Raw genomic sequence first — 25565 nt, forward strand, 5'->3', positions numbered from 1 at the left:
ACCGCCGACCCTGTGGGCAATTGGCTGGGCGCCGTTGGCGGTCTGAAAATCACCCGTCACGCCCCTCTCCGCACCCACCCCCTCCACCGCCCCCTTCCGCAGCGCGTCCCTCTCGCCTGGGGCGGGTGGGAGGGGGGAGGTGGGGGGGTGGGTGCGGGGTGCGGGGTGCGGGGTGCGGGGTGGGGGTGTGGGGGGTGGGTGTGGCGAAGCCGCCGGCACCTTTGGGGGGTGACGGCGGCTTCGGGGTGGGTCAGGCCTTGCGGAGTTGGAAGGCGAGGCCGAGGGATTCGTCGGTGAAGGTGGTGGACTCCCAGTCGGCTGCGCCGGCGGCGAAGTCGGTGGCGAGGACCTCTTCGGCGACCAGGGGGCCGTGTTCGGCGATGGCCTCGGCGGTGTCCTCCGAGGTGGCGCGCCAGCGGAGGACGATGCGGTCGGCGACGTCCAGGCCGGAGTTCTTGCGGGCCTCCTGGATCTGGCGGATGGCGTCGCGGGCGACGCCGAGGCGCTTCAGCTCCGGGGTGATGGCCAGGTCGAGGGCGACGGTGGCGCCGGACTCGTTGGCGACGGCCCAGCCCTCGCGCGGGGTCTCGGTGATGATCACCTCGTCGGGGGAGAGGGTGATCGTCTCGCCGTTGAGTTCGACGCCGGTCTCGCCGGAGGCGCGCAGGTCGGCGGCGAGCTGGGCGGCGTCCGCGGCGGCGACCGCCTTGGCGACGTCCTGCACGCCCTTGCCGAAACGCTTGCCCAGCGCGCGGAAGTTGGCCTTGGCGGTGGTGTCGACGAGGGAGCCGCCGACCTCGGCGAGGGATTCGAGGGTGGCGACGTTGAGCTCCTCGGCGATCTGCGCGCGCAGGTCGGCGGGCAGCTCCTCCCAGCCCTGGGCGGCGACCAGTGCGCGGGACAGCGGCTGGCGGGTCTTCACGCCGGACTCGGCGCGGGTGGCCCGGCCCAGCTCGACCAGGCGGCGGACCAGCGCCATGTGCCGGGAGAGCTCGGTGTCGATCAGCGTCTCGTCGACCTCGGGCCAGGTGGCCAGGTGCACGGAGGCCGGGGCCTGGGGGTCGGTGGGGACGATGAGGTCCTGCCAGACCCGTTCGGTGATGAACGGGGTGAGCGGGGCCATCAGGCGGGTGACGGTCTCCAGTGCCTCGTGCAGGGTGGCGAGCGCGGCGGCGTCGCCCTGCCAGAAGCGGCGGCGGCCGCGGCGGACGTACCAGTTGGAGAGGTCGTCGACGAAACCGGAGAGCAGCTTGCCGGCGCGCTGGGTGTCGTAGGCCTCGAAGGCCGAGTCGACCTCGCGGACCAGGGTGTTCAGCTCGGAGAGCACCCAGCGGTCCAGCTGCGGGCGGTCGGCCGGGGCCGGGTCGGTCGCGGAGGGCGCCCAGTTCGAGGTGCGGGCGTACAGGGCCTGGAAGGCGACGGTGTTCCAGTAGGTGAGGAGGGTCTTGCGGACCACCTCCTGGATGGTGCCGTGGCCGACCCGGCGGGCCGACCAGGGCGAGCCGCCGGCCGCCATGAACCAGCGGACGGCGTCCGCGCCGTGCTGGTCCATCAGCGGGATCGGCTGCAGGATGTTGCCCAGGTGCTTGGACATCTTGCGGCCGTCCTCGGCCAGGATGTGGCCCAGGCAGACGACGTTCTCGTAGCTGTTCTTGTCGAACACCAGGGTGCCGACGGCCATCAGCGTGTAGAACCAGCCGCGGGTCTGGTCGATCGCCTCGGAGATGAACTGCGCCGGGTAGCGCTTCTCGAACAGCTCCTTGTTCTGGTACGGGTAGCCGTACTGGGCGAAGGGCATCGAGCCCGAGTCGTACCAGGCGTCGATGACCTCGGGCACGCGGGTGGCGGTGCCGCCGCAGTCACGGCAGGCGAACGTGACCGCGTCGATGTACGGGCGGTGCGGGTCCAGGCCGCTCTGGTCGGTGCCGGTGAGTTCGCCGAGTTCGGCCAGCGAGCCGACGCAGGTGAGGTGGCCCTCCTCGCAGCGCCAGATCGGCAGCGGGGTGCCCCAGTAGCGGTTGCGGCTGAGCGCCCAGTCGATGTTGTTGTTCAGCCAGTCGCCGAAGCGGCCGTGCTTGACCGTCTCCGGGAACCAGTTGGTGGCCTCGTTCTCGCGGATCAGCGCGTCCTTGACGGCGGTGGTCCGGATGTACCAGGACGGCTGCGCGTAGTAGAGCAGCGCGGTGTGGCAGCGCCAGCAGTGCGGGTAGCTGTGCTCGTACGGCAGGTGGCGGAAGAGCAGGCCGCGCTCCTTGAGGTCCGCGACCAGGGCCTCGTCGGCCTTCTTGAAGAACTGGCCGCCGACCAGCGGGACCTCGGGGGCGAAAGTGCCGTCGGCGAGCACCGGGTTGACCACCGGGAGGCCGTACTTGCGGCAGGTCGCGAGGTCGTCCGCGCCGAAGGCGGGGGACTGGTGGACGATGCCGGTGCCGTCCTCGGTGGTGACGTAGTCGGCGTTGAGGACGTAGTGGGCGTTCTCGATCTCGACCAGGTCGAAGGGGCGGCGGTAGGCCCAGCGCTCCATCTCGGCACCGGTGAAGGACTCGCCGGTGCTCGCCCAGCCCTCGCCGAGAGCCTTGGCCAGCAGCGGCTCGGCCACGACCAGTTGCTCGTCGCCGTCGGTGGCCACCACGTAGGTGACCTCCGGGTGGACGGCGGCGGCGGTGTTGGAGACCAGCGTCCACGGGGTGGTGGTCCAGACCAGCAGGGCGGCCCGGCCGGCCAGCGGGCCGCTGGTCAGCGGGAAGCGGACGAACACCGAGGGGTCGACCACGGTCTCGTAGCCCTGGGCCAGCTCGTGGTCGGACAGGCCGGTGCCGCAGCGCGGGCACCAGGGGGCGACCCGGTGGTCCTGGACCAGCAGGCCCTTGTCGAAGATCTGCTTGAGCGACCACCAGACGGACTGGACGTACGACGGGTCCATCGTGCGGTAGGCCTCGTCGAGGTCGACCCAGTAGCCCATGCGGGTGGTCAGCTCGGCGAAGGCGTCGGTGTGGCGGGTCACCGAGTCGCGGCACTTGGCGTTGAACTCGGCGATGCCGTACGCCTCGATGTCCTGCTTGCCGGAGAAGCCCAGCTCCTTCTCGACGGCCAGCTCGACCGGGAGGCCGTGGCAGTCCCAGCCGGCCTTGCGGGCGACGTGGTAGCCCTTCATCGTCCGGTACCGGGGGAAGACGTCCTTGAAGACGCGGGCCTCGATGTGGTGGGCACCGGGCATGCCGTTGGCGGTCGGCGGGCCCTCGTAGAACACCCACTCGGGGCGGCCCTCGGACTGCTCCAGGCTGCGCTGGAACACCTTGTTGTCCTGCCAGAAGGAGAGGATCTGGTGTTCGAGGGCGGGGAGATCGACCTGTGCGGGGACGGGGTTGTAGGAATTCATCGCGGGCGTCTACCTCCGGCGGATGCTGGGACTGGATCCTCCGGAGGGACGAGACGGCCTGGCCGCCCCGCGGTACCACCCTCCTTGGCCGCCGTACTGCGCTGCGGCCCTCTTGTTTGGGCTTGCTGCCGGGTCTAGTGGGCCGCCGTGGGCTGGGCGGTGGCCGTTCTTCCGGCGGCTCCGGGGTGATCTTCCCGTCGTGCACACCCCCGGGCTCGCACCGTCCCCGGGTCGCTGGTGGCTGCGTACGTCGGTACTCGTCCCATCTGCGCCTTGCAGGGCAAGTGTATCGGCCGGGCGAGACGGTTTGTCCAAACGGTTTCGGGGGAGGCCGATCCGGGCTGGTCGGCGGGGGCGGTTAGGCAGGGGTGAGGTGGGCACAAGTCTGTCAGCGCGTGGGGCGTGGCGCTTGGGGCGGCTGCCTGGGTGGGATCATCGCGAGGCGTCGGTATGTCATGTTGTGACCGGTTTTGATCGGGATTATCGTTCCGGCACTGGAAGCCGCCGGGAACCGGCGGCTCGATTCGTTCGTAGATGGGGTCGAAGCCATGGCTGAGAAGGCAACCAGTGCGGGTACCGCCACCAAGCGGGCACGCAAGGCCGTGGCGGCCGATCCAGGGGAGGGGACCGTGACCACTACCGCACCTCAGAACACCAGTACCGACACCGTCACCGTGCCGCGCGGAGCCGAGTCGGTCGACCCGGCCACGCTGCCGGTCCGGCCGGGCGAGGACGCCTGGACCTCGGAAGAGGTCCACGAACTGCACGACGAGTTGATCGCCGACCTGGAACGGCTGCGCGGCGAGATCGACGCGGCCGACGCCGCCATCGCCGGCCTGATGCGCGACTCCAACGACGGAGCCGGCGACGACCAGGTGGACGCCGGTACGAAGAACATCTCGCGGGAGAGCGAACTGGCGCTCGCCAACAACGCCCGGGACAGCCTCGCCCAGACCGAGCGCGCCCTGGAGCGGCTGGAGGGCGTCGGCTTCGGCACCTGCGAGTCCTGCGGACAGGCCATCGGCAAGGCCCGGATGCAGGCCTTCCCCCGGGCCACGCTCTGCGTGCAGTGCAAGGCCAAGCAGGAACGCCGCTGACGCGGAGTGCTTGACCGGGCGGTTCAGCTGGGTGGCTCGGCTGGGCGACCGGGGCGACGTGGGGGGTCGGGCTTGCCGTACGCTCGACCCCGTAACGTCGCCTGACTCGTCGGTACGGACGCGTTCAGGCCCTCACCGGCTCACATCGGCAGCGGAGCGGATCATCAGTACGCAAGGTTCCCCTCAGACCCGGGACGACGCCGTCCCGAACCCCGCCGATGGCGCGGAGGCGGTTGTGGCCGAACCCACCGAGCCCACCGGGCCCTCCGGGGCGGGCTCCGCGGAGAACGGGAACGCGGACGAGGCGGTCGCCGGGGGCGGGGCCACGGCGCTGGACGAGCCGAAGGGCCGGCGGCGGGTCGGGGTGCTGCTGGTCGTCGCCGTCCTCGCGTTCCTCATCGACCTCGCCAGCAAGCTGCTCGTCGTCGCCCGACTGGAGAACCACGCGGCGATCAAGGTGATCGGTGACATCGTCACCTTCCAGGTGATCCGCAACTCCGGTGCCGCCTTCGGCATGGGGCAGGCGCTGACCGTCGTCTTCACCATGATCGCCTCGGCCGTCATCGTGGTGATCTGGCGGATCGCCCGCCGGCTGTACAGCCTCCCGTGGGCGATCGCGCTCGGGCTGCTGCTCGGCGGTGCCCTCGGCAACCTCACCGACCGGCTGTTCCGCGCGCCCGGTGTCTTCCGCGGCCACGTCGTGGACTTCATCTCGGTCCAGCACTTCGCGGTGTTCAACCTCGCCGACTCGGCGATCGTCTGCGGCGGCATCCTCGTGGTGCTGCTCTCGTTCCGCGGCAGCAACCCGGACGGGACCGTGCACCAGCAGGCGGAGAAGGGCGACAAGTAGTGCGCTCCGTCCTCCGCCGGGAGCAGTGCGGCTCCCGGCGGGGGAAGGGGCACCGCGCGTTTCCGGCATACTCGTACGGGTGAGTACCGCAGCGCAGATCCGAAGCCTCCCCGTTCCCGACGGCCTGGAGGGCGAGCGCCTCGACGCCGCCCTCGCCCGGATGTTCGGCTTCTCCCGGACCAAGGCCGCCGAACTGGCCGCCGAGGGCAAGGTGACGCTCGACGGCGCCGTGGCCGGCAAGTCGGACCGGGTGACCGCCGGCTCCTGGCTGGAGGTCGAGATCCCCGCCCCCGCCGCCCCGGTGCAGATCGTGGCCGAGCCGGTCGAGGGCATGCGGATCGTCCACGACGACGACGACATCGTCCTGATCGACAAGCCGGTCGGCGTCGCCGCGCACCCGAGCCCCGGCTGGACCGGAACCACCGTCATCGGCGGGCTCGCCGCGGCCGGCTACCGGATCTCCACCTCCGGCGCGGCCGAGCGGCAGGGCATCGTCCACCGACTGGACGTCGGCACCTCGGGCCTGATGGTCGTCGCCAAGTCCGAGCGGGCCTACACCGACCTCAAGCGGCAGTTCCACGACCGGATCACCGACAAGCGCTACCACACGCTGGTCCAGGGCCACCCGGACCCGCTGAGCGGCACCGTCGACGCGCCGATCGGGCGGCACCCCAGCTCGGACTGGAAGTGGGCGGTGACCCGCGACGGCAAGCCGTCCGTCACCCACTACGACCTGATCGAGGCGTACCGGGCGGCCTCCCTGATGGCCATCAAGCTGGAGACCGGCCGGACCCACCAGATCCGCGTCCACATGTCCGCGCTGCGGCACCCCTGTGTCGGCGACCTGACGTACGGCGCCGACCCGACGCTCGCCAAGCGGCTCGGGCTCACCCGGCAGTGGCTGCACGCCGTCTCGCTCGGCTTCGAGCACCCGGCGGACGGGCAGTGGGTCGAGTTCAGCAGCGAGTACCCGGCGGACCTGCAGAAGGCCCTCGACATCATCGCCTCGGAGAGCTGAGATGACCGTCTCCGTGCGGGTCGCCGAGAGCGAAGCGGACCTGGAGCTGGCGCGGGCCGTCCGGCATGAGGTGTTCGTCGTCGAGCAGAACGTGCCGGAGGAGCTGGAGTACGACGAGTACGACGCGACCTCGGTGCACGTGCTGGCCGTGGGCGCGGACGGTGCGGGGCTCGGGACCGGGCGGCTGATCTTCGGCGACCAGGCGCTGGAGCTGACCGGGGGCGTCGAGGGACGCGTGCTGCTCGGGCGGCTCGCGGTCGTCGCGGCGGCTCGGGGGACCGGGCTCGGGATCGAGCTGGTTCGGGCGATCGAGGCGGCGGGGCGCGAGCGCGGGGGCGTCGAGGTCGAGCTGCACGCACAGGTGCGGGCGCTCGGGTTCTACGAGCGGCTGGGGTACGTGGCGGAGGGGCCGGTGTATGACGATGCCGGGATTCCGCATCGGACGATGACGAGGGTTTTGTAGGGCTTTGCAGGTCGGGGTGGGTGTGCGGGTCTCGGCCTTCCGCTTCGCGCAGTTCCCCGCGCCCCTTTCGGGGCGCGGGGATTCTTGTTCGCGGGGGAGGGGGAGGGGTGCGGGCTCAGGTGTCGGTGGTGCGGAGGCGGGGGAGGGCTTGGGGGTGCTCGTCGCGGAGGTGGGCGATGAGTTGTTCGCGGATGTCGAAGCGCAGTTGGGCGGCGTCGTCGGGGGTGCGGGCGGTCATCGTGGCGCGGACGACGATGGTGCTGGGGGGTGGTGCCGGTGACGTTGAGGGCCCGTTCGTCGCCGTCCCAGCGGGGTGCTGTTCCAGCAGGGTGCGCAGGGTGGCGCGGAGGTCGTCGACCCGGGTGGTGTGGTCGCGGTGGAGCAGGACGGCGGCGAGCAGGGTGATCAGCGGCCAGAGCACGGGGGGCCTTCTCGGGGCGGGAGAGGCGGGTGAGCCGTACGATACTGGCGCTTAGCCTCCTGAAACGGGTGAAAAGGGGTGGCGGCTTTATCGGACACCTACTCGTGCGGCGGATACGATCTGCCCCCATGGAGTTCGGTGGGGCATGGCGTCGATGGCGCGGCCGGGGCACGTCGGTACGGCGCAGGCTGGTAGCCGGGGCGGTGGCCCTGGTGGCGGTGGCCGGGGTCGGCACGGTGGCGGTGGCGTCCGACGGTGAGCAGGCGGTCCATCAAGAGGATCGTTTCCTCAGCATGCCGGAGACGCCCGGCAGCACCCAGCAGGTCCAGCTGGACACCTCGTTCTTCACCACCGGCACCGGCCCGCGCCCGGCCGTGCTGCTCGCGCACGGCTTCGGCGGCTCCAAGGAGGGCGAGCGGGACCGCGCCCAGCAGCTGGCCCGGCAGGGCTACGCGGTGCTGACCTGGTCGGCGCGAGGCTTCGGACACTCGGGCGGGAAGATCGGGCTGAACGCGCCGGACCGGGAGGTCGAGGACGTCAAGCACCTGGTGGACTGGCTGGCCCAGCGGCCCGAGGTGCAGCTCGACGGCCCCGGCGACCCCCGGGTCGGCATCACCGGCGCCTCGTACGGTGGGGCGATCTCGCTGCTGGCCTCGGCGTACGACCACCGGATCGACGCGGTGGCCACCCAGATCACCTGGTGGAACCTGGCCGACGCGCTGTTCCCGCAGGGGGTGCAGGGCTCGGGCGCGGCCGACGGCGTGTTCAAGAAGCTGTGGGCCGGGATCTTCTTCACCACCGGCTCGGCGGGGGACCTCGGGCCCTCGGGCGGTGCGCCGCGCAACGGGACCGAGCCGGACGGCGCCCCGACGGACGGGCAGGTCGGCTGCGGGCGGTTCCTGGACTCGCTCTGCCAGATGTACGACCGGGTCGCGACCGCCGGGCACGCCGACCCGGAGGCCGTCGCGCTGCTGGACAGGTCGAGCCCGTCCTCGGTGGCGGCGCAGCTCAAGGCGCCCACCCTGGTGGTGCAGGGGCAGCAGGACTCGCTGTTCCCGCTCGACCAGGGCGACCGGATCGCCCAGGCGGTCGCGGCCAACGGCGCGCCCGTCTCGGTGGACTGGTTCGCCGGCGGGCACGACGGCGGGACGGACACCAGCGCCCGGGTGGACGACCGGGTCACCGGCTGGTTCGACCACTACTTGAGGGGGCGCGGGAACGACACCGGGCCGCAGTTCCGGGTGACCCGGACCGGCGGCGTGGACTCGACCGGCTTCCAGGCCGTGCTGCGCGGCGCCGACGCCGACCGCTACCCCGGGCTCGGGGGGACCGCGACCCGGTCCGTCGAGCTGACCGGCCGGGAGCAGGCCCTCGCCAATCCGCCCGGCGGGGCGCCGCCGGGGATCTCCACGCTGCCCGGGATCGGTGCGCTGAGCCAGGCGGCCTCGCTCGGGGCCGGGCTCTCGCTGGACTTCCCCGGGCAGAACGCCGCCTTCGAGTCGGCGCCGCTGGACAAGCCGCTGCACCTCACCGGGCAGCCGACGGTACCGGTGCGGGTGACGGCGGACCGGTCGGACGCGGTGCTGTTCGCGAAGCTGTACGACGTCGGGCCGGACGGCAAGGCGGTGCTGCCGCAGCAGCTCGCGGCGCCGCTGCGGGTCACCGGCGCCGACGCGGGGCAGACGGTGACCGTCCGGCTGCCCGCCGTGGACCATGACTTCCCGGCCGGGCACCGGCTGCGGCTGGTGCTGGCCTCCACCGACCTGGCGTACGCCTCGCCGGCCGACCCGGCCACCTACCGGGTGGCGGTGGCCGGGGCGCTCACCGCGCCGACCGTCGAGGAGCTGGTCACGGAGGCGGCGCCGCTGCCCGCGCGGACCTGGATGTTGCCGGTGGGCGCCGTGCTGGTGGCCGCCGGGGTGGTGCTGCTGCCGCTGGTGCGGCGGCGGCTGCGGCGGGGGGCCACGGCGGGTGGGCTGGCGGGGCTCTCCGGGCCGTCGGGGCCCTCGGGGCCCGAGTTCGATCCGGCGCTGGCCGGGGTGCCGCTGCGGATCAGCGGGCTGAGCAAGCGCTACAAGGGCTCTCAGGACCGTTATGCCGTAAGGGAGTTGGGCTTCCGGGTGGAGCGGGGCCAGGTGCTCGGCCTGCTCGGGCCGAACGGGGCCGGCAAGACCACCACGCTGCGCATGCTGATGGGCCTGATCCGGCCGGACGCCGGGGAGATCCGGGTCTTCGGGCACCTGATCCGCCCCGGGGCGCCGGTGCTCTCGCGGGTCGGGGCGTTCGTCGAGGGCGCGGGCTTCCTGCCGCACCTCACCGGACGCGCCAACCTGCGGCTGTACTGGCAGGCCACCGGGCGTCCGGAGGCCGACGCGCGCTTCGACGAGGCGCTCGCGATCGCCGGGCTGGGTGAGGCGCTGGACCGCGCGGTGCGGACGTACTCGCAGGGCATGCGGCAGCGGCTCGCCATCGCCCAGGCGATGCTCGGGATGCCGGACCTGCTGATCCTGGACGAGCCGACCAACGGGCTGGACCCGCCGCAGATCCGCGAGATGCGCGAGGTGATGATCCGGTACGCGGCCGCCGGCCGGACCGTCATCGTCTCCAGCCACCTGTTGGCCGAGGTCGAGCAGAGCTGTACGGACCTGGTGGTGATGGACCGCGGGCAGCTGGTGACGGCCGGGCCGGTCGGCGAGATCGTCGGCGGTGGTGAGCTGCTGATGATCGGCGTGGCCGCGTCCTACGACCCGGAGCCGGTCGTCGAGAAGGTCGGCGCGCTGGCCGGGGTCGGCTCGGCGGAGGCGGTCGAGGGCGGGCTGCTGGTCCGGCTGGACGGGCTGCCGGCGAGTGAACTGCTGGCGGAGCTGGTGCGGTTGGGGGTGCCGGTGGAGAGCGCCGGACCGCAGCGGCGCCTGGAGGACGCGTTCCTGTCGTTGATCGGAGGTGCGGCGTGAGCGCTGCCAGGGTGACGAGTGACAGCACGGACGCCGGCCAGGGCGACCGTGCCTCGGGAGAGCATGCCCTCGGGGAGCACGTCTCGGGGGGCCACGCGGTGGGGTACCGGGCGAGCCGGACCCTGCCGCTTCGGGTGGAGGCGATCCGGCAGCTGCGCCGGCGGCGCACCCTGGTGATCGGCGCGGTGCTGGCCGCCATGCCGTTCGTCATCCTGGCGGCGTTCCAGATCGGCGGCACCCCCGGGCGCCCGGACCGGACCACCTTCATCGACCTGGCCACCGCCTCGGGCGCCAACTTCGCCGTCACCATGCTGTTCGTGGGCACCGGCTTCATGCTGGTGATCCCCGTCGCCCTGTTCTGCGGGGACACCGTGGCCTCGGAGGCCAGCTGGTCCTCGCTGCGCTACTTGCTGGCCGCGCCGGTGCCGCGGGCCCGGTTGCTGGCCCGCAAGTTCGTGGTCGGGCTGGCGTTCTCGGCGGTCGCGGTCGTCATGCTGCCCGCGATCGGGCTGGTCGTGGGCACGGTGGCATACGGCTGGGGGGACCTCAAGCTGCCCGCCGGGGCCAGCCTGCCGGCCGGGGAGGCGCTGCCCCGGATCGCGATCGCGGTGGCCTTCGTGTTCCTGAGCGAACTGGTGATCGCCGCGCTGGCGTTCTGGCTGTCGACGGCCACGGACGCGCCGCTGGGGGCGGTCGGCGGGGCGGTGTTCCTGTCGATCATCACCGGGGTGCTGGACGCCGTCACCGCGCTGGGGGACCTGCGGGAGTGGCTGCCGGCGCACTGGCAGTACGCCTGGGCGGACGCCCTGCAGCCGCAGCTGGAGTGGGGCGGCATGCTGCAGGGGGTCTCGTTGTCGCTGTCGTACGCGGTGGTGCTGTTGGCGCTGGCCTTCCGCGGGTTCGCGCGCAAGGACGTGGTGTCGTAGCGGGGTGGGGGCAGGCCCGGGGCATCGGGGCGGGGGCTCAGGGGTGGGCGGGGCCCGGGACGGGGCCCGGGGCGGGGCCTCCGGTCGGGGCCGGGTTGCCGGGCAGGGCGGTGCTGCCGGACAGGGCCGTGAAGAGGAGCCGCCACAGCGGTTCCCCGCCGGGGGCGCGGGTGCCGCCGTCGCACTCGGTGCGGGTGTTCAGCAGCCCCCGGAGCACGATCAGCAGCAGTTCGGCGACCAGGGGCGGGCAGTGGTCGGGGAAGCCGCTGTCGCGCTGGGCCCGGCGGACCAGGTCGGTCAGGGCGACGTGCATTTCGGCGAGGACGTCGGCGGGGGCCTGGGCCAGGTTGGGGCAGTCCGCCGCCAGCCGGAGGGCGGCCCGCAGCCGGACGTCCGACCGCAGCCGGTCGGCGAAGCCCACCACGACGCCCCGGAGCACCTCGGCGGCGTCGGCGCCCGGGGTGTCGTACTCGGCGTGCACGCTAGTCCAGACCGTCCGGGACTCGTCGATCAGGGCGCGGGCCAGGGAGCCCTTCGAGGGGAAGTGGCCGTAGAGCGCGCCCTTGGTCATGCCGATGCGATCGGCCACCGTGTTCAGGGTGGTGCTCTCGTAGCCCTGGGCGGCGAAGATCTCGGCCGCGGCCGTCAGGACCTTCTCCCGGGTGCGGCGCGCCCGCTCCTGCTTTGCCATGTTCCTGCCCTCCGTGGTTGACGACAGCTCATACATACCATCGGGATGGAATGTTGTTGCAAGGCTTACGTTCGTGGAGGCAGTGTGCTTGTCCTTGCCCGTCGGATCGAGGCCAAGAAACATTCCTAAAGGAAGGAATCTTACGAACACGTGAACGGCGCAGAACGGAGCGAAGCAGCGGGGGAGGGTGTGGAACGGCGCGGAGGACAGCGCCGAAGATCGTCGCGCCGCCGGTCGGGCCCACCGCGTCGCTGAGGTAGCCGGCCGGCCAGGAGGTAGCCGCCCACGTTCAGGCGCGGTGGCCATGGCGCCGGCCGTCAGACGGTGCGGGGGCGCAGTCGCCGGACGGCGAACTGCACCCCGGTCGCGGCGAGGGGGCGGGGGTTTCTCGGTGGCGGGGGCCGGGGCTCGAGGCGGGGGCGGGGCCTTCGGCGGGGGCTTCCGGGGCGGGTGCGGGATCATGGACGGGTATCCCTGATCTCGTTTGCCGAAGGACCCCGAACCGTGGCCCAGATCGTCCTCTTCCACTCCGCCCACGGCCTGCACCCGGCCGTCCGGGCCGCCGCCGACCGGCTGCGCGCCGCCGGGCACACCGTGCACACCCCGGACCTCTTCGAGGGGCGCACCTTCGACGACAACGAGGCCTCGCAGGCCTACCAGGAGGAGATCGGCGGCGGGGACGAACTGCTGCGCCGCGCAGTGGTCGCCTCCGCCCCGCTCTCCGAGGGCGGGCTGGTGTACGCCGGGTTCTCGCTCGGCGGCGCCATCGCGCAGAACCTGGCGCTGGCCGACGAGAAGGCCCGCGGGCTGCTGCTCCTGCACGGCACCTCCGACCTGCGGGAGGACGCGGCAACCGCGATCCCGGTGCAGCTGCACATGGCGGAGCCGGACCCGTACGAGCCGGAGGACTGGCTGAACGCCTGGTACCTGCGGATGCGGCGGGCCGGTGCGGAGGTCGAGGTGCACCGCTACCCGGGCGCCGGGCACCTGTTCACCGACCCGGACCTGGACGACTACGACGCGGACGCCGCCGAGCAGGCCTGGGCGGCGGCGCTGGACTTCCTCGCCGACCTGGACGGCTAGGCCCTGTCCTGGCCGGTCCGGCGGATCTCGTCCCCGCCGGTCACCGGGGGCCCGGCCGGCCCGTCACGGGCGGGCCGGGCCGCGGCGGGGGAGGGTCTGGCTGTAGACGACGTTGGTGGTGGTGCTGCCGAAGCCGGCGAGCGAGTCCATCAGGGTCTCCAGGTGCTCCATGGAGTCGCGGCCACCTTGAGGGTGTAGCAGTCGTCGCCGGTGGTGCGCAGGCACTCCAGGATCTCGCGGCGCTGGGCGAGCATCAGGTGCAGCGGCTGGTGGCGGTTGCCCGGGTACTTCAGGCGGACCACGGCGAGCACCGGGTAGCCGACCTTGGCCAGGTCGACGGTGGCGTGGTAGCCGGTGATGACGCCCAGCGACTCCAGGTTCCGCACCCGCTCGGTGGTGGCGGACGGGCTGAGGTTGACCCGGCGGCCCAGCTCGCTGAGCGAGATCCGGGCCTCCTGCTGGAGCTGGTCGATGATCGCCCAGTCGGTGTCGTCGAGGTTCGCGGCCATCCGGCGATATTACCGGGGGATTCGCGGCTGGAGGAGGGTTCTGCCGGGAGCTTTGGGTTCCGTGCGGAATCTGCCCGGGAATAGCCTCGTGGCATGCAATTTGGCGTCAACGTACCGAACTTCGGACCCGGGACGGACCCCGGCATGCTGCGCGACTGGGCGTGGGTGGTGGAGGGCCTCGGGTTCGACCTGCTGATGGTGTCGGACCACGTCGCCGTGACGGCGGACGTCTCCGAGCGCTACCCCGAACCCTTCTACGACCCCTTCGCCACCCTCTCCTGGCTGGCCGGGGTGAGTGACGGGCGGCTGCGGCTGGGCACCACCGTGCTGGTGCTGCCGTACCGGAACCCGCTGCTGGTGGCGCGGATGGCCGGCACCCTGCACCGGCTCAGCGGCGGGCGGTTCGTCCTCGGAGTCGGGGCCGGCTGGGCGCGGCAGGAGTTCGAGGCGCTCGGAGTGCCGTTCGGCGCGCGGGGGCGGCTGACCGGCGGGTACCTGCGGGCGGTGCGGGAGGCCTGGGTGCAGCAGGGCGAGGGTGCCGCCGCCCCGGTGTGGGTCGGCGGCCACAGCGGGGCCGCGATCCGACGGGCGATCGAGCACGGCGACGCCTGGCACCCGCTGCGACTGACCCTGGCGAAGATGCGGTCGGTTCTGGAGCAACACGCGCTGCCCGGGTTCGCGCCGCGGATCGCGCTGCGGCTGACCGACCGGCCGCTGGACGACCCGGAACGGCCCGCTGGGGTCGGCAGCCTGGAACAGGTCATCGCCGACCTGCGGGAACTGCGCGGACTCGGCGCCGAGGCCGTGGTGCTGGACCCGTACCAGGCCGACCCGGACGAGACCCGCCACCCCGAGACCGCGTGGCGAACCCTGACGGCCGTGGCCGAGGAGTGGAGGAAGACGTCATGATCACCCCTGCGGACGAGGCACTGCTGCGGCAGGCGATCGGGATCGCGGCGCGGGCCGTGGAGCTGGGCGACGCCCCGTACGGCTCGCTGCTGGCCGGGCCCGACGGGGCGGTGCTGGCCGGAGCGCACAACACCGTCCGGCGCGACGACGACATCACGGCCCACCCGGAACTGAAGCTGGCCCGCTGGGCGGCCCGGGTCCTGGACGAGGAGACCGCCGCGCTCACGACCATGTACACCAGCTGCCAGCCCTGCGGGATGTGCGCGGGGGCGCTGGTCCGGTCGGGGATCGGGCGGGTCGTGTACGCGCTCGCGACCGAGCAACTGGTCGAGCTCAACCCGGAGTCGGGGGCATGGCCGGTGGTGGCGGAGGACGGGCCGGCGCTGTTCGAGGAGGCGCGGGTGCCGATCGAGGTGTACTACCACCGGGGGCGGGACGAGGAGGGGTCTGATTCCTCGTCATGATGGCTGTGGTGCAGTCGAGTTGGCGGTAGACACCGGTTGGTCGTGCTGCTGATCGGTCGGCGGCGCCGCCGAGGGGGGTCGTGCTCGGGCGTCCCCCGCCGCGGCCGGGGGTCGGGGCTGGGGCACGATGGGGCGCATGGCAGAGCGGCGACACGAGTACGCACCGGCGGGGACGCTGCCCGGGATGTTGCAGCGCGGGCGGGGGCTGGGCGCGCTGATGGCGGCGGAGGATCCCGCCTCGGCGGCCGAGCTGGTGTACGGCTGCATCCGGTGGGAGTGGCGCTGGGACTCGAACACCGACGAGCGGCACCTGTACCTGGCGCGGCTGGTCCGGGACCTGGAACTGCCGCTCGGGCCGGTGGTCGAGGTGCTGGCCGGGGGCGAGGAGGCGTGTGAGCGGGCCGCGGGGGTGCTGGCGCTGCTGGCGCTCAGCGGTTCGGTCGAGGCCCGGGAGGCGCTGCGGGCGTACATCCGGGAGGGCGAGCACCGGTCCGACGTCCTGGAGTCGGTGGCGGACGCCTGGCCGCGGGAGTGGTGGGGCGACCTGGAGGAGGCTGCCTGGGACCGGGACCGGGACCGGGACCGTGGCTCGGGCCGGCGCGAACCGTCGGGACCGGTACGGGAGGCCGAACGGCCCGACCCGATGGCCGAGGCGGCGAGCGGCGCGCTGCCGGGGCGGTCGGCCGAGCACGGGGAGGAGCGGGACGTTCCGGCACTGGTCGCGGAGCTGGAGCGGGACTGGGTGGACCGGACGTGGTGCGGGCCGATGCAGCTGGCGCGGGGGCTGGCGCGGTTCGGGCCGGGGGCGGCCGGCGCGGTCTCGCTGCTGCGGCGGTTCTGGCTGTACACCCCGCACTCGCACGAGCGGGCCGCGTACCTGGAGGCGCTGGCGGCGGCCGGGTCGGCGGGCATGCCCGAGGCGTACACGGAGTCGCTCTGGGACTGCGAGGCGGACGTCCGGCTGCTGGGGGTCGAGCACGCCCCCGACACACCGCACGTGCGGGCCCGGCTGGCGTACCTGCGGGACGATCCGATCGAGCTGCCGGAGGTCAGCAACGCCGCCGAGGAGCGACTCGCCGGGCTGAGCTGAGGCCCCTCCGGAGACGTGGGGGAGCTGTTCGAAGGGGGCTAGAGTGGACGCGTGAACGCGTGAGTGATGGTCCGGACCCCGAGAGGTGTTCCGGGCCACATCCATTTCCGGGGCTCCTCCCCCCTGTGACCCGCGCGTTCGCCGGCCCACCAGAACAGCACCAGAGCCTCCGGAGGCCCCGCCTTGAGCGACCAGCCGTTCGCGCATCTGCACGTCCACACCGAGTACTCGATGCTGGACGGTGCCGCCCGGCTGAAGCAGATGTTCAAGGAGGTCGAGCGGCTGGGGCAGACCCACGTCGCGATGACCGACCACGGGAACATGTACGGCGCCGCCGAGTTCCACCGGCAGGCGACCGATGCCGGGATCACCCCGGTGATCGGGATCGAGGCGTACGTCGCCCCCGAGTCCCGGTCGAACACCAAGCGCATCCTGTGGGGCCAGCCGCACCAGAAGCGGGACGACGTCTCGGCGTCCGGCGCGTACACCCACAAGACCATCTGGGCCCGCAACAAGGAGGGCCTGCACAACCTCTTCAAGCTGACCTCGCGCTCGTACTCCGAGGGCTGGCTGGTGAAGTGGCCCCGGATGGACAAGGAGCTGATCTCCGAGCTGTCCGGCGGCCTGATGGCGACCACCGGCTGCCCCTCCGGCGAGGTGCAGACCCGGCTGCGGCTCGGCCAGTTCGACGAGGCGCTGAAGTCCGCCGCCGACTACCAGGAGATCTTCGGCAGGGAGAACTACTTCCTGGAGCTGATGGACCACGGCCTGGACATCGAGAAGCGGGTCCGGGACGGGCTGCTGGAGATCAGCAGGAAGCTGAACATCCCCCCGGTGGTCACCAACGACTCGCACTACACCACCGAGGCCGACGCCGGCGCCCACGACCTGCTGCTCTGCGTGCAGACCGGCAAGAACCTCTCGGACCCGGACCGCTTCCGCTTCGACGGCACCGGCTACTACATCAAGTCGGCCGCCGAGATGTACGCGCTGGACTCCTCGGACGCCTGGCAGGAGGGCTGCCGCAACAGCCAACTGCTGGTCGCCTCCCGGGTCGACACCGAGGGCATGTTCAAGTTCAAGAACCTGATGCCCCGGTTCCCGATCCCGGAGGGCTTCGAGTCCGAGGCGGACTTCTTCAAGTCCAAGGTCTGGGAGGGCATGGACTGGCGCTTCCCGGGCGGGTACGACGAGGAGCACAAGAAGCTCGCCGAGTACGAGATGGACACCATCATCCAGATGGGGTTCCCGGCGTACTTCCTGGTGGTCGCCGACTTCATCATGTGGGCGAAGAGCCAGGGCATCGCGGTGGGCCCGGGCCGTGGTTCGGCGGCCGGTTCGCTGGTCGCCTACGCGATGGGCATCACCGACCTCGACCCCATCCCGCACGGACTGATCTTCGAGCGCTTCCTCAACCCCGAGCGCATCTCGATGCCCGATGTCGACATCGACTTCGACGAGCGCCGGCGCGGTGACGTGATCCGGTACGTGACGGAGAAGTGGGGATCCGACAAGGTCGCCATGATCGTCACCTACGGCACCATCAAGGCGAAGGCCGCCATCAAGGACTCCTCGCGCGTCCTCGGCTACCCGTACGCGATGGGCGACCGGATCACCAAGGCGATGCCGCCGGACGTCATGGGCAAGGGCATCCCGCTGTCCGGCATCACGGACAGCAGCCACCCGCGCTACGGCGAGGCGGGCGAGATCCGCGCGCTGTACGAGAACGACCCGGACGTACGGAAGGTGATCGACACCGCGCGCGGCATCGAGGGCCTGATCCGCCAGCCCGGCGTGCACGCGGCCGGCGTCATCATGTCCTCCGAGCCGTTGACCGACCACATCCCGGTCTGGACCCGGCACACCGACGGCGTCACCATCACGCAGTTCGACTACCCCACTTGCGAGGGCCTCGGCCTCCTCAAGATGGACTTCCTCGGCCTGCGCAACCTGACGATCATGGACGACGCCGTCAAGGCGATCGAGAAGAACAAGGGCGTCAAGATCAACCTGCTTGATCTGCCGCTCGACGACAAGCCCACCTACGAACTCCTCGCCCGCGGCGACACGCTCGGCGTCTTCCAGCTCGACGGCGGGCCGATGCGCTCGCTGCTGCGCCTGATGAAGCCCGACAACTTCGAGGACATCTCCGCCGTCCTGGCGCTGTACCGGCCGGGTCCGATGGGCGTCAACTCGCACACCAACTACGCGCTGCGCAAGAACGGGCAGCAGGAGATCACCCCGATCCACCCGGAGCTGGAGGAGCCCCTGGAGGAGGTGCTCCGGCCCACCTACGGCCTGATCGTCTACCAGGAGCAGGTGCAGAAGGCCGCGCAGATCCTGGCCGGCTACTCGCTCGGCCAGGCCGACCTGCTGCGCCGCGCGATGGGCAAGAAGAAGAAGGAGATCCTGGAGGCGGAGTTCGTGCCCTTCCAGAAGGGCTGCCGCGAGCGCGGCTACTCCGACGCGGCCATCCAGGCGGTGTGGGACGTCCTCGTCCCCTTCTCCGGCTACGCGTTCAACAAGGCGCACACCGCCGGGTACGGACTGGTCTCGTACTGGACGGCGTACCTCAAGGCCAACTACCCGGCCGAGTACATGTCCGGCCTGCTGACCTCCGTCAAGGACGACAAGGACAAGTCGGCGGTCTACCTCAACGAGTGCCGCAAGATGGGCATCCAGGTGCTGCCGCCGGACGTCAACGAGTCGGACTCGGACTTCACGCCGCACGGCAGCGAGACCGTCCGGTTCGGCCTGACCGCCATCCGCAACGTCGGCGGGCCGGTGGTCGAGTCGATGATCCGCACCCGGAAGGCGAAGGGGAAGTTCGCCTCCTTCCCGGACTTCCTGGAGAAGGTGGAGTCGGTGGTCTGCAACAAGCGGACCGTCGAATCGCTGATCAAGGCGGGGGCGTTCGACTCGCTCGGGCACACCCGCAAGGGCCTGAGCGCGCAGTTCGAGCCGATGATCGACAACGTCGTCGGGGTGAAGCGCAAGGAGGCCGAGGGGCAGTTCGACCTCTTCGGCGGCGACGCCACCTCGGAGGAGCCCAGCTTCGGGCTGGACGTGGTGTTCTCCGAGGAGGAGTGGGAGAAGTCCTTCCTGCTCACCCAGGAGCGGGAGATGCTCGGCCTGTACGTCTCCTCCCACCCGCTGCACGGCATCGAGCACGTGCTCGCCGACAAGTCGGACTGCGCGGTGGCGGACCTCGCGGAGCGGCCGGACGGCACCATCGTCACCATCGGCGGCATCATCTCGGGCCTCCAGCGAAAGATGACCAAGCAGGGCAACGCCTGGGCGATCGCCACCGTCGAGGACCTCGCGGGCTCGATCGACTGCATGTTCTTCCCGGCGAGCTACCAGCTGGTCTCCTCCCAACTCGTCGAGGACGCCGTGGTGTTCGTGCGCGGCAAGCTGGACAAGCGGGAGGACGTGCCGAGGCTGATGGGCATGGAGCTGTCCATCCCGGACCTGTCGAACGCGCACGCCGAGGCGCCGATCGTGATCAACATCCCGACCGCCAAGGTCACCCCACCGCTGATCGCCCGGCTCAGCGAGGTGCTGACCCACCACAAGGGCACCACCGAGGTGCGGGTGCGGCTGGAGGGTCGCACCAAGACCACGGTGCTGCGGCTGGACCGGCACCGGGTGAAGTCGGACCCGGCGCTGTTCGGGGACCTCAAGCAGTTGCTCGGGCCGAGCTGCCTGGCGGGTTAGCGGGGTCAGCGGGGTCAGTGGCGCGCGGGCGGGCCCGGGGTGTGCACCCCGGCCCAGCCCGCGCGTTCATGCCCCGCCGCCCAGCCCAGGCGGAACGGCCGTGTGCAGGGCCGAGACGAAGGCCGAGATGGCCGGGTGGGAGCCCGCGCCGGCCCGGAACGCGGCGCGGGTGCGGCGGTACATCGGCAGCCGGGTGAGGACCACGCCGGGCGGCGGCCCGGCGGTGCCCAGGTGGGGGACCAGCGCCACGCCCTGACCCGCGGCGACCAGCGAGAGCACCGTGGTGAAGTCGTCGATCTGGTGCCGGATCCGCGGCGCGAAGCCCGCCGCCTCGCAGGCGCGGACGGCCATGGTGTGGCAGAGCGTGCCGGGCGGGGACATGATCCACGGCGCGCCGCTCTGCTCGGCGACCGTCCCCGCGGCGCGGGCGGCCAGGTACATCGGCTCGGTGAAGACCGGGTGGGTGACCGCGAGCCCCGGCTCCGGGTCGGTCGGGACGAGGTCGTACTCGTGGACCAGCGCCACGTCCAGCTCGCCCGCGCGCAGCGCCGCGCCGACGGCGGCCGGATCCACCTCGGTGACCATCGGCTCCAGCCCCGGGTGCCAGGCGGCGAGGCCGGCGAGCACCGCCGGGATGATCGCGCGGGCCGCCGAGGGGTAGGTGCCGATCCGCAGGGGCCCGGCCAACCCCCGCTTGGCGTGGGCGAGTTCGGCGCCCGCCTGCTCCAGCAGGGCGAGTACGGCCTCGGCGTGGCGGACCAGGCCCAGTCCCGCCGGGGTGAGGCTGACCCGCCGCCCGGTGCGCTCCAGCAGCGGGACGCCGGCCTCCTTCTCCAGGACGGACAGTTGCTGGGACACCGCCGAGGGGCTGAAGGACAGTGCCTCGGCGACGGCCGCGATGGTGCCGAGGTGGGCGAGTTCGCGCAGCAGGCGCAGGCGTCGGACATCGAGCATCGGCTCAGCTTACGAGAAGCGTCGGAAATGTGAACTGGACCTGGGGTGTCGACGGACCGCAGGATCGTCGGTATGGAACTCAAGGGCATCCACGTCCCCCTGATCACCCCCTTCGCCGCCGACGGCTCCGTCGCCCTCGACGCGCTGGAGAAGCTCGCGCACGAGGTCCTGGACGCCGGGGCGGCCGGCCTGGTCGCGCTCGGCACCACCGGCGAGCCCGCCGCGCTGACCGCCGAGGAGCGGGACGCGGTGATCGACGTGGCGGCGTCCGCCTGCGCCGCGCGCGGGGCGCAGCTGATGGTCGGGGCCTCCGGCGGCGACACCCGGACCGTCGGCCAGGCGCTCGCCGCGCTCGGCGCGCGGGTGCCGCGGGCGGCGGCGCTGGTCACCACCCCGGCCTTCGTCCGGGCCGGAGAGGCCGGGACGGTCGCGCACTTCCGGGCGCTGGCCGCGGGCAGCCCGCTGCCGCTGGTCGTCTACCACATCCCGTACCGCACCGGGCAGCAGCTCTCCACCGCGGCGCTGCGCGAACTGGCCGGGATCGAGGGCGTGGTGGGCGTCAAGTACGCGACCGGCGGGCTGGACCAGACGGCCGCCGAACTGCTCGCCGACACCCCTGCCGGGTTCGCGGTGCTGACCGGGGAGGACGCCTTCCTGGCGCCGATGCTGGCGATCGGCGCGGCCGGCGGCATCCTCGCCTCCGCCCACCTGGCGACCGGCCGCTTCGTCGAGCTGTACGAGGCCTGGCGGGCCGGGGACGTCGAGCGGGCCCGGGGGCTCGGGCACCGGTTGACCGCGCTGGCGCTGTCCGCGTTCACCGCGCCGAACCCGACGGTGACCAAGGGCGTGCTGCACGCCCAGGGCCGGATCCCCACCCCGGACGTGCGGCTGCCGCTGCTGCCCGCCGGGGAGGCCGAGGTCGCGGCCGCGCTGGCCCTCGCCAATGGTCTGGACCACTAAGCGCTCTCATACCGTGGAATGCCAGGTCGTGCGATGCCCGTGACAAGGCATGATGGGCAGAGTGCGGCTGTAGACAGCACCATTCAGAGGAGTAGTCGGAATGAAGATCGGCATTGTCGGGGCCACCGGCCAGGTCGGCGGCGTGGTCCGCGAGATCCTGGCCGAGCGCGCTGGACTTCCCGGTGGAGTCGGCCCGGTGGAGCAGCTGCGACTGTTCGCCTCGGCCCGCTCGGCCGGACGCACGCTGCCCTGGCAGGGCACCGAGATCACCGTCGAGGACGCGGCCACGGCCGACTACACCGGCCTGGACATCGTGATCTTCTCGGCCGGCGGCTCCACCTCCAAGGCCCTGGCCCCCAAGGTCGCCGCGGCCGGTGCCGTCGTCATCGACAACTCCTCCGCCTGGCGCCGCGACCCCGAGGTCCCGCTGGTCGTCTCCGAGGTCAACCCGGAGGCGATCGCCGACCGCCCCAAGGGCATCATCGCCAACCCCAACTGCACCACCATGGCGGCCATGCCCGTGCTGCGCCCGCTGCACGAGGAGGCGGGGCTCGCCGCCCTGGTCGTCTCCACCTACCAGGCCGTCTCCGGCAGCGGCGTGGCCGGCGTGGCCGAGCTGCAGGACCAGGCCGCCAAGGTCGTGGACGGCGCCGCCGCGCTCGCCCACGACGGCGCCGCCGTCGAGTTCCCCGAGCCCAGGGTCTACCAGCGGCCGATCGCCTTCAACGTGGTGCCGCTGGCCGGCTCCCTCGTCGACGACGGCTCCAACGAGACCGACGAGGAGCAGAAGCTCCGCCACGAGAGCCGCAAGATCCTCGGCATCCCGGAGCTCAAGGTCGCCGGCACCTGCGTGCGCGTCCCGGTCTTCTCCGGCCACTCGCTGCAGATCAACGCCCGCTTCGAGCGCCCGATCAGCCCCGAGCGGGCCGTCGAGCTGCTCACCGGCGCCCCCGGCGTCGAGCTGTCCGAGATCCCCACCCCGCTCCAGGCGGCCGGGCAGGACCCGAGCTATGTCGGCCGGATCCGGGCGGACGAGACGGTGGAGAACGGGCTGTCGCTGTTCATCTCCAACGACAACCTGCGCAAGGGCGCCGCGCTCAACGCCGTCCAGCTGGCCGAGCTGGTGGCCGCCGAGCTCAAGCGCTGACACCCCGGAGCGCACCCGCTGACACCCCGGGACGCAAGCGCTGACCGAGCTCACGCGCTGGCACCCCTGCCCAGCAGCCCGGCGCAGCGTCACGTGACGTTTGGCGGGCCCCGTCGTTGAACGGGGCCCGCCTTCGTGTTTCTTTGCGACTCATTGGGGCGGCTGTTGCGGGACCGGGACATCCTCCGAGGTTCGGGCCGCGAACCAGGGGGAAAAGGTGACCCAACGATCGGGCGGACAAGGGGGCCCCTCACCCCACACGTCCGGCCGACGGGCGGACCGCCCACCCAGACCGACCTACGAGGGCGAGCGGAAAGAGGTGCGCGGATGGACCGATGTGTCGTCCTGGTGGACGCCGGATACCTGTTGGGCGCAGCCGCCAGCCTGCTCGCCGGCGACCCCTCCCGCTCCAAGGTCAGCGTCGACCACACCGCGCTGATCAGCGCCCTGCGCGAACGCGCCGAGGCCGAGACCGGGCTGCCGCTGCTGCGCATCTACTGGTTCGACGCGGCCCCCGACCGCCGCCCGATGCCCGAGCATCGCCGGCTGCGCGTGCTGCCCCGGGTCACCGTACGGCTGGGCGCCCTCACCCGGGCCGAGGGGCGCTGGGTGCAGAAGGGCGTGGACGCCGCGATGCACGCCGAACTCTCCGAACTCGCCCGCAACCGGGCCTGCGCCGACGTCGTGCTGATCACCGGCGACGGGGACCTGCTGCCCGGCATGATGACCGCCAAGGAGCACGGCGTGGCCGTGCACCTGTGGGCGCTGCAGGCCGCCGACGGGGACTTCAACCAGTCCGAGGACCTGGTCGGCGAGGCCGACGAGCGCCGGGTGCTGGACCGCGAGTGGATCGAGGGGTCCTTCTCGCTGCGCGACCACACCACCGTGTTCCCCGCCCCCGGCACGGGCGGCGCCCGGCAGGAGATCGCCAAGATCCTCGCCGCCCCGCCGGCCTCCCTGCCCAGCGTGGCACCCCCGGTCGTCCGGCCGGCCGCCGCCGCGGCACCCGACGAACCCGCCGCCGACGGACGGCCGCAGCCGGCCGCGGCACTGCGGGTGGTGCCCACCCCCAAGGACCTCGCCGGGCGGGTCTCGGCCGTCACCCCGATCACCCCGGCGGCGGGCGTACCGGCCAACGGCCACGCCAACGGCCACGCCGCCAACGGCCACGCCGCCAATGGCCACGCCGCCAACGGGAACGCCGCGGGTGGGCCGGTGCTGCGCTGGTCCTCCGACCGGGGCTGGGTCGACCGGCCCGCGCCCGAGCCCTCCGTCACCGCCGGGGACAGCCTGCCCACCCTGGCCCAGCTGACCACCGCCGAACAGCGCTGGGCCGACCGCGAGGAGGACATCACCAGCATCGGTGGCGACGCCCACGAGGTCGGGCAGGTCTTCGCCCGCCGCTGGAGCGACCGGCTCGGCGACCTCGAACGACTCACCCTGCTCTGGCCCGACTATCCGCGCATCCCGCACCGGGTCGACGGCGAGCTGCTGCGCTACGCGGCCCGCTTCGGGCTGCTCGCCCACAAGGACGACCAGATCGACGAGCACGACCGCTACGCCATCCGGGCGGGGTTCTGGAAGGAGCTGGCCGTCCGGGTGCCGGGCGGCTCGATGGTGGTGGACGACTGACGGCTTCCGGCGGGTCGCGGCGATCGGGCCCCGTTGTCCGGTTCGCCCGTGTGAGCGCGTAAAGTCTCCGGTCGTGGAAGAGACGGCCGGGCGAGCACCCCAGGACACCCCGCCGTGCGTCGCCGTACGCGACGTGGTCAGGACGTACCGCACCGGGCGCGGCGCCGCCGCCACCGAGGTCCGGGCCAATGACGGGATCAGCCTCACCGTCCGCCAGGGCGAGGTCTTCGGGCTGCTCGGGCCCAACGGCGCCGGGAAGTCCACGCTCGTCCGCCAGCTCACCGGCCTGCTGCGGCCGGACTCCGGGACGGTCGAACTGCTCGGGCACGACATCGTGCGGCACCCGGAGCTGGCCGCCCGGCTGCTCGGCTACCTCGGGCAGGAATCCACCGCGCTGGACGAGCTGACCGTCGCGCTGGCCGCCGAGACCACCGGACGCCTGCGGGGGCTCTCGCGCGCGGCGGCCCGTAGCGCGGCGGCGGACGTCCTCACCGAACTCGGGCTGGAGCCGATCGCCGCGCGGCCGCTGGCCAAGCTGTCCGGCGGGCAGCGGCGGCTCGCCTGCTTCGCGGCCACCCTGGTGGGGGAGCGGCCGCTGCTCGTCCTGGACGAGCCCACCACCGGCATGGACCCGGTCGCCCGGCGGGCCGTCTGGTCGGCCGTCGACCGGCGGCGGGCCGAGCACGGCACGACGGTGCTGCTGGTCACCCACAACGTGATCGAGGCGGAGACCGTGCTCGACCGGGTCGCCGTGATCGACGAGGGCCGGGTGATCGCCTGCGACACGCCCGGCGGGCTCAAGGCGCTGGTCGACGGCGACGTCCGGCTCGACCTGGTCTGGCGGGACGAGGCGCCGATCGGCGTGCCCGCCGTCGCCGAACTGGCCGAACGCGCCGAACGCACCGGGCGCCGCTGGACCGTCCGCACCACCCCCGAGCAGGCCCGCGAGCTGGTCGCCGCCGTCACCACCGGCCCGGCCTTCGCCGCCCTCGACGACTTCACCCTCGCCACCCCCAGCCTTGAGGACGCCTACCTCAAGCTGGGCGGCCGCCACGGAGGACTGGCCAAGTGACGCTGCTCTCGGTGCCCCCGCAGACCCGCCGGTCCACGGCCGCCGCCGCCCCGCTCGCCCCCGCCGCCCGGCTGCTGCCCGCGCTGGCCGCGGTGTACCGGGCACAGCTCACCCGGGCGAAGGTGGCCCGGATCCCGCTGCTGTTCGTGGCGACCTTCCAGTCCGTCGGCATCCTGGTGATGATGCGGGGCGTCGTGGACGCCGGGCAGACCTCGGCCGCCCGCTCGGT

19 protein-coding genes and 2 pseudogenes are annotated in these 25565 nt (G+C 72.5%); 16 read left to right on the forward strand and 5 right to left on the reverse strand.

All coding sequences use genetic code 11. The features are described from left to right. Positions 1-250 precede the first annotated feature (250 nt). A complete protein-coding gene (ileS, locus tag ACFWIS_RS37015) occupies positions 251-3379 on the reverse strand; it encodes an isoleucine--tRNA ligase (protein WP_380462000.1) in 3129 nt (1042 codons plus the stop codon). 629 nt (positions 3380-4008) lie between these two features. On the opposite strand from ileS, the gene ACFWIS_RS37020 reads away from it, so the two are divergent. The 4 genes from ACFWIS_RS37020 (at position 4009) to ACFWIS_RS37035 (ending at position 6807) form a co-directional block, all read left to right on the forward strand. Continuing rightward, on the forward strand, positions 4009-4476 hold the full coding sequence (locus ACFWIS_RS37020) for a TraR/DksA family transcriptional regulator (RefSeq protein WP_380462002.1): 468 nt from the start codon (positions 4009-4011) through the stop codon (positions 4474-4476). Positions 4477-4711: 235 nt separating this feature from the next. Beyond that, complete coding sequence (gene lspA / locus ACFWIS_RS37025; protein WP_380462004.1) at positions 4712-5326, forward strand: signal peptidase II; 615 nt, start codon at positions 4712-4714, stop codon at positions 5324-5326. A 79-nt stretch (positions 5327-5405) separates the two neighbouring features. Further along, positions 5406-6344, forward strand: coding sequence for an RluA family pseudouridine synthase (locus ACFWIS_RS37030; RefSeq protein ID WP_380462005.1), 939 nt, complete (start codon positions 5406-5408; stop codon positions 6342-6344). 1 nt (position 6345) lies between these two features. After that, entirely contained in the window at positions 6346-6807 is a 462-nt protein-coding gene (locus ACFWIS_RS37035) for a GNAT family N-acetyltransferase (protein ID WP_380462006.1), read from the forward strand. Between the two features lie 115 nt (positions 6808-6922). Here the strand turns inward: ACFWIS_RS37035 and ACFWIS_RS37040 are convergent, their stop codons facing one another. Next, complete coding sequence (locus tag ACFWIS_RS37040; RefSeq protein ID WP_380462007.1) at positions 6923-7228, reverse strand: hypothetical protein; 306 nt, start codon at positions 7226-7228, stop codon at positions 6923-6925. Between the two features lie 128 nt (positions 7229-7356). Here ACFWIS_RS37040 and ACFWIS_RS37045 point away from each other — a divergent pair, with 128 nt between their 5' ends. Continuing rightward, positions 7357-10182, forward strand: coding sequence for an alpha/beta fold hydrolase (locus ACFWIS_RS37045; RefSeq protein WP_380462009.1), 2826 nt, complete (start codon positions 7357-7359; stop codon positions 10180-10182). Between the two features lie 98 nt (positions 10183-10280). Next, positions 10281-11108 (forward strand): ABC transporter permease, encoded by an 828-nt coding sequence (locus tag ACFWIS_RS37050; protein WP_380462023.1) that lies wholly within the window; start codon positions 10281-10283, stop codon positions 11106-11108. 37 nt (positions 11109-11145) lie between these two features. Here the strand turns inward: ACFWIS_RS37050 and ACFWIS_RS37055 are convergent, their stop codons facing one another. Next, positions 11146-11799 (reverse strand): TetR family transcriptional regulator, encoded by a 654-nt coding sequence (locus tag ACFWIS_RS37055; RefSeq protein ID WP_380462010.1) that lies wholly within the window; start codon positions 11797-11799, stop codon positions 11146-11148. Between the two features lie 504 nt (positions 11800-12303). Here ACFWIS_RS37055 and ACFWIS_RS37060 point away from each other — a divergent pair. Further along, complete coding sequence (locus ACFWIS_RS37060) at positions 12304-12882, forward strand: dienelactone hydrolase family protein (protein ID WP_380462011.1); 579 nt, start codon at positions 12304-12306, stop codon at positions 12880-12882. Between the two features lie 63 nt (positions 12883-12945). Here ACFWIS_RS37060 and ACFWIS_RS37065 read toward each other — a convergent pair. Next, positions 12946-13391: pseudogene (locus tag ACFWIS_RS37065) on the reverse strand (Lrp/AsnC family transcriptional regulator). A 93-nt stretch (positions 13392-13484) separates the two neighbouring features. On the opposite strand from ACFWIS_RS37065, the gene ACFWIS_RS37070 reads away from it, so the two are divergent. The 4 genes from ACFWIS_RS37070 to dnaE all read left to right on the forward strand — a co-directional run bounded on the left by ACFWIS_RS37070 (position 13485) and on the right by dnaE (position 19571). Beyond that, positions 13485-14300 (forward strand): LLM class flavin-dependent oxidoreductase, encoded by an 816-nt coding sequence (locus ACFWIS_RS37070; protein WP_380462012.1) that lies wholly within the window; start codon positions 13485-13487, stop codon positions 14298-14300. Beyond that, positions 14297-14764 (forward strand): nucleoside deaminase, encoded by a 468-nt coding sequence (locus ACFWIS_RS37075; RefSeq protein WP_380462013.1) that lies wholly within the window; start codon positions 14297-14299, stop codon positions 14762-14764. The genes ACFWIS_RS37070 and ACFWIS_RS37075 overlap by 4 nt, the downstream gene beginning before the upstream one ends. Positions 14765-14900: 136 nt before the next feature. Further along, complete coding sequence (locus ACFWIS_RS37080) at positions 14901-15854, forward strand: hypothetical protein (RefSeq protein ID WP_380462014.1); 954 nt, start codon at positions 14901-14903, stop codon at positions 15852-15854. A 183-nt stretch (positions 15855-16037) separates the two neighbouring features. Continuing rightward, positions 16038-19571 carry a DNA polymerase III subunit alpha gene (dnaE, locus tag ACFWIS_RS37085; protein WP_380462015.1) on the forward strand — a complete coding sequence of 1178 codons (3534 nt, stop codon included), beginning with the start codon at positions 16038-16040 and terminating at the stop codon, positions 19569-19571. 66 nt (positions 19572-19637) lie between these two features. Here the strand turns inward: dnaE and ACFWIS_RS37090 are convergent, their stop codons facing one another. After that, a complete protein-coding gene (locus tag ACFWIS_RS37090; RefSeq protein ID WP_380462016.1) occupies positions 19638-20525 on the reverse strand; it encodes a LysR family transcriptional regulator in 888 nt (295 codons plus the stop codon). Between the two features lie 72 nt (positions 20526-20597). Between ACFWIS_RS37090 and ACFWIS_RS37095 the strand changes: the two genes are divergently transcribed. From ACFWIS_RS37095 to ACFWIS_RS37115, 5 genes and pseudogenes are all read left to right on the forward strand, one after another. Beyond that, positions 20598-21485, forward strand: a complete 888-nt coding sequence (locus ACFWIS_RS37095; protein WP_380462018.1) for a dihydrodipicolinate synthase family protein — start codon at positions 20598-20600, stop codon at positions 21483-21485. A gap of 100 nt (positions 21486-21585) precedes the next feature. Next, the gene (locus ACFWIS_RS37100; protein ID WP_380462019.1) at positions 21586-22632 is read left to right on the forward strand and encodes an aspartate-semialdehyde dehydrogenase; all 1047 of its coding nucleotides are present in this window, start codon (positions 21586-21588) and stop codon (positions 22630-22632) included. Between the two features lie 327 nt (positions 22633-22959). Then, a complete protein-coding gene (locus ACFWIS_RS37105; RefSeq protein ID WP_380462020.1) occupies positions 22960-24264 on the forward strand; it encodes an NYN domain-containing protein in 1305 nt (434 codons plus the stop codon). Between the two features lie 73 nt (positions 24265-24337). Then, a complete protein-coding gene (locus tag ACFWIS_RS37110) occupies positions 24338-25336 on the forward strand; it encodes an ABC transporter ATP-binding protein (RefSeq protein WP_380462022.1) in 999 nt (332 codons plus the stop codon). Then, positions 25333-25565, forward strand: a pseudogene (locus tag ACFWIS_RS37115) (ABC transporter permease); the annotation flags it as partial. The gene ACFWIS_RS37110 and the pseudogene ACFWIS_RS37115, both read left to right, overlap by 4 nt.

Origin of the sequence: Kitasatospora sp. NPDC127060 (assembly GCF_042724935.1) — a bacterium.
Lineage (GTDB): Bacteria > Actinomycetota > Actinomycetes > Streptomycetales > Streptomycetaceae > Kitasatospora.

Excerpts from the sequence above, each read along its gene's own strand:
- ileS (WP_380462000.1), bottom strand. The coding sequence starts at position 3,379 with ATGAATTCCTACAACCCCGTCCCCGCACAGGTCGATCTCCCCGCCCTC.
- ACFWIS_RS37035 (WP_380462006.1), top strand. The coding sequence starts at position 6,346 with ATGACCGTCTCCGTGCGGGTCGCCGAGAGCGAAGCGGACCTGGAGCTG.
- ACFWIS_RS37045 (WP_380462009.1), top strand. The coding sequence starts at position 7,357 with ATGGAGTTCGGTGGGGCATGGCGTCGATGGCGCGGCCGGGGCACGTCG.
- ACFWIS_RS37055 (WP_380462010.1), bottom strand. The coding sequence starts at position 11,799 with ATGGCAAAGCAGGAGCGGGCGCGCCGCACCCGGGAGAAGGTCCTGACG.
- ACFWIS_RS37070 (WP_380462012.1), top strand. The coding sequence starts at position 13,485 with ATGCAATTTGGCGTCAACGTACCGAACTTCGGACCCGGGACGGACCCC.
- ACFWIS_RS37075 (WP_380462013.1), top strand. The coding sequence starts at position 14,297 with ATGATCACCCCTGCGGACGAGGCACTGCTGCGGCAGGCGATCGGGATC.
- ACFWIS_RS37080 (WP_380462014.1), top strand. The coding sequence starts at position 14,901 with ATGGCAGAGCGGCGACACGAGTACGCACCGGCGGGGACGCTGCCCGGG.
- ACFWIS_RS37090 (WP_380462016.1), bottom strand. The coding sequence starts at position 20,525 with ATGCTCGATGTCCGACGCCTGCGCCTGCTGCGCGAACTCGCCCACCTC.
- ACFWIS_RS37095 (WP_380462018.1), top strand. The coding sequence starts at position 20,598 with ATGGAACTCAAGGGCATCCACGTCCCCCTGATCACCCCCTTCGCCGCC.
- ACFWIS_RS37100 (WP_380462019.1), top strand. The coding sequence starts at position 21,586 with ATGAAGATCGGCATTGTCGGGGCCACCGGCCAGGTCGGCGGCGTGGTC.
- ACFWIS_RS37105 (WP_380462020.1), top strand. The coding sequence starts at position 22,960 with ATGGACCGATGTGTCGTCCTGGTGGACGCCGGATACCTGTTGGGCGCA.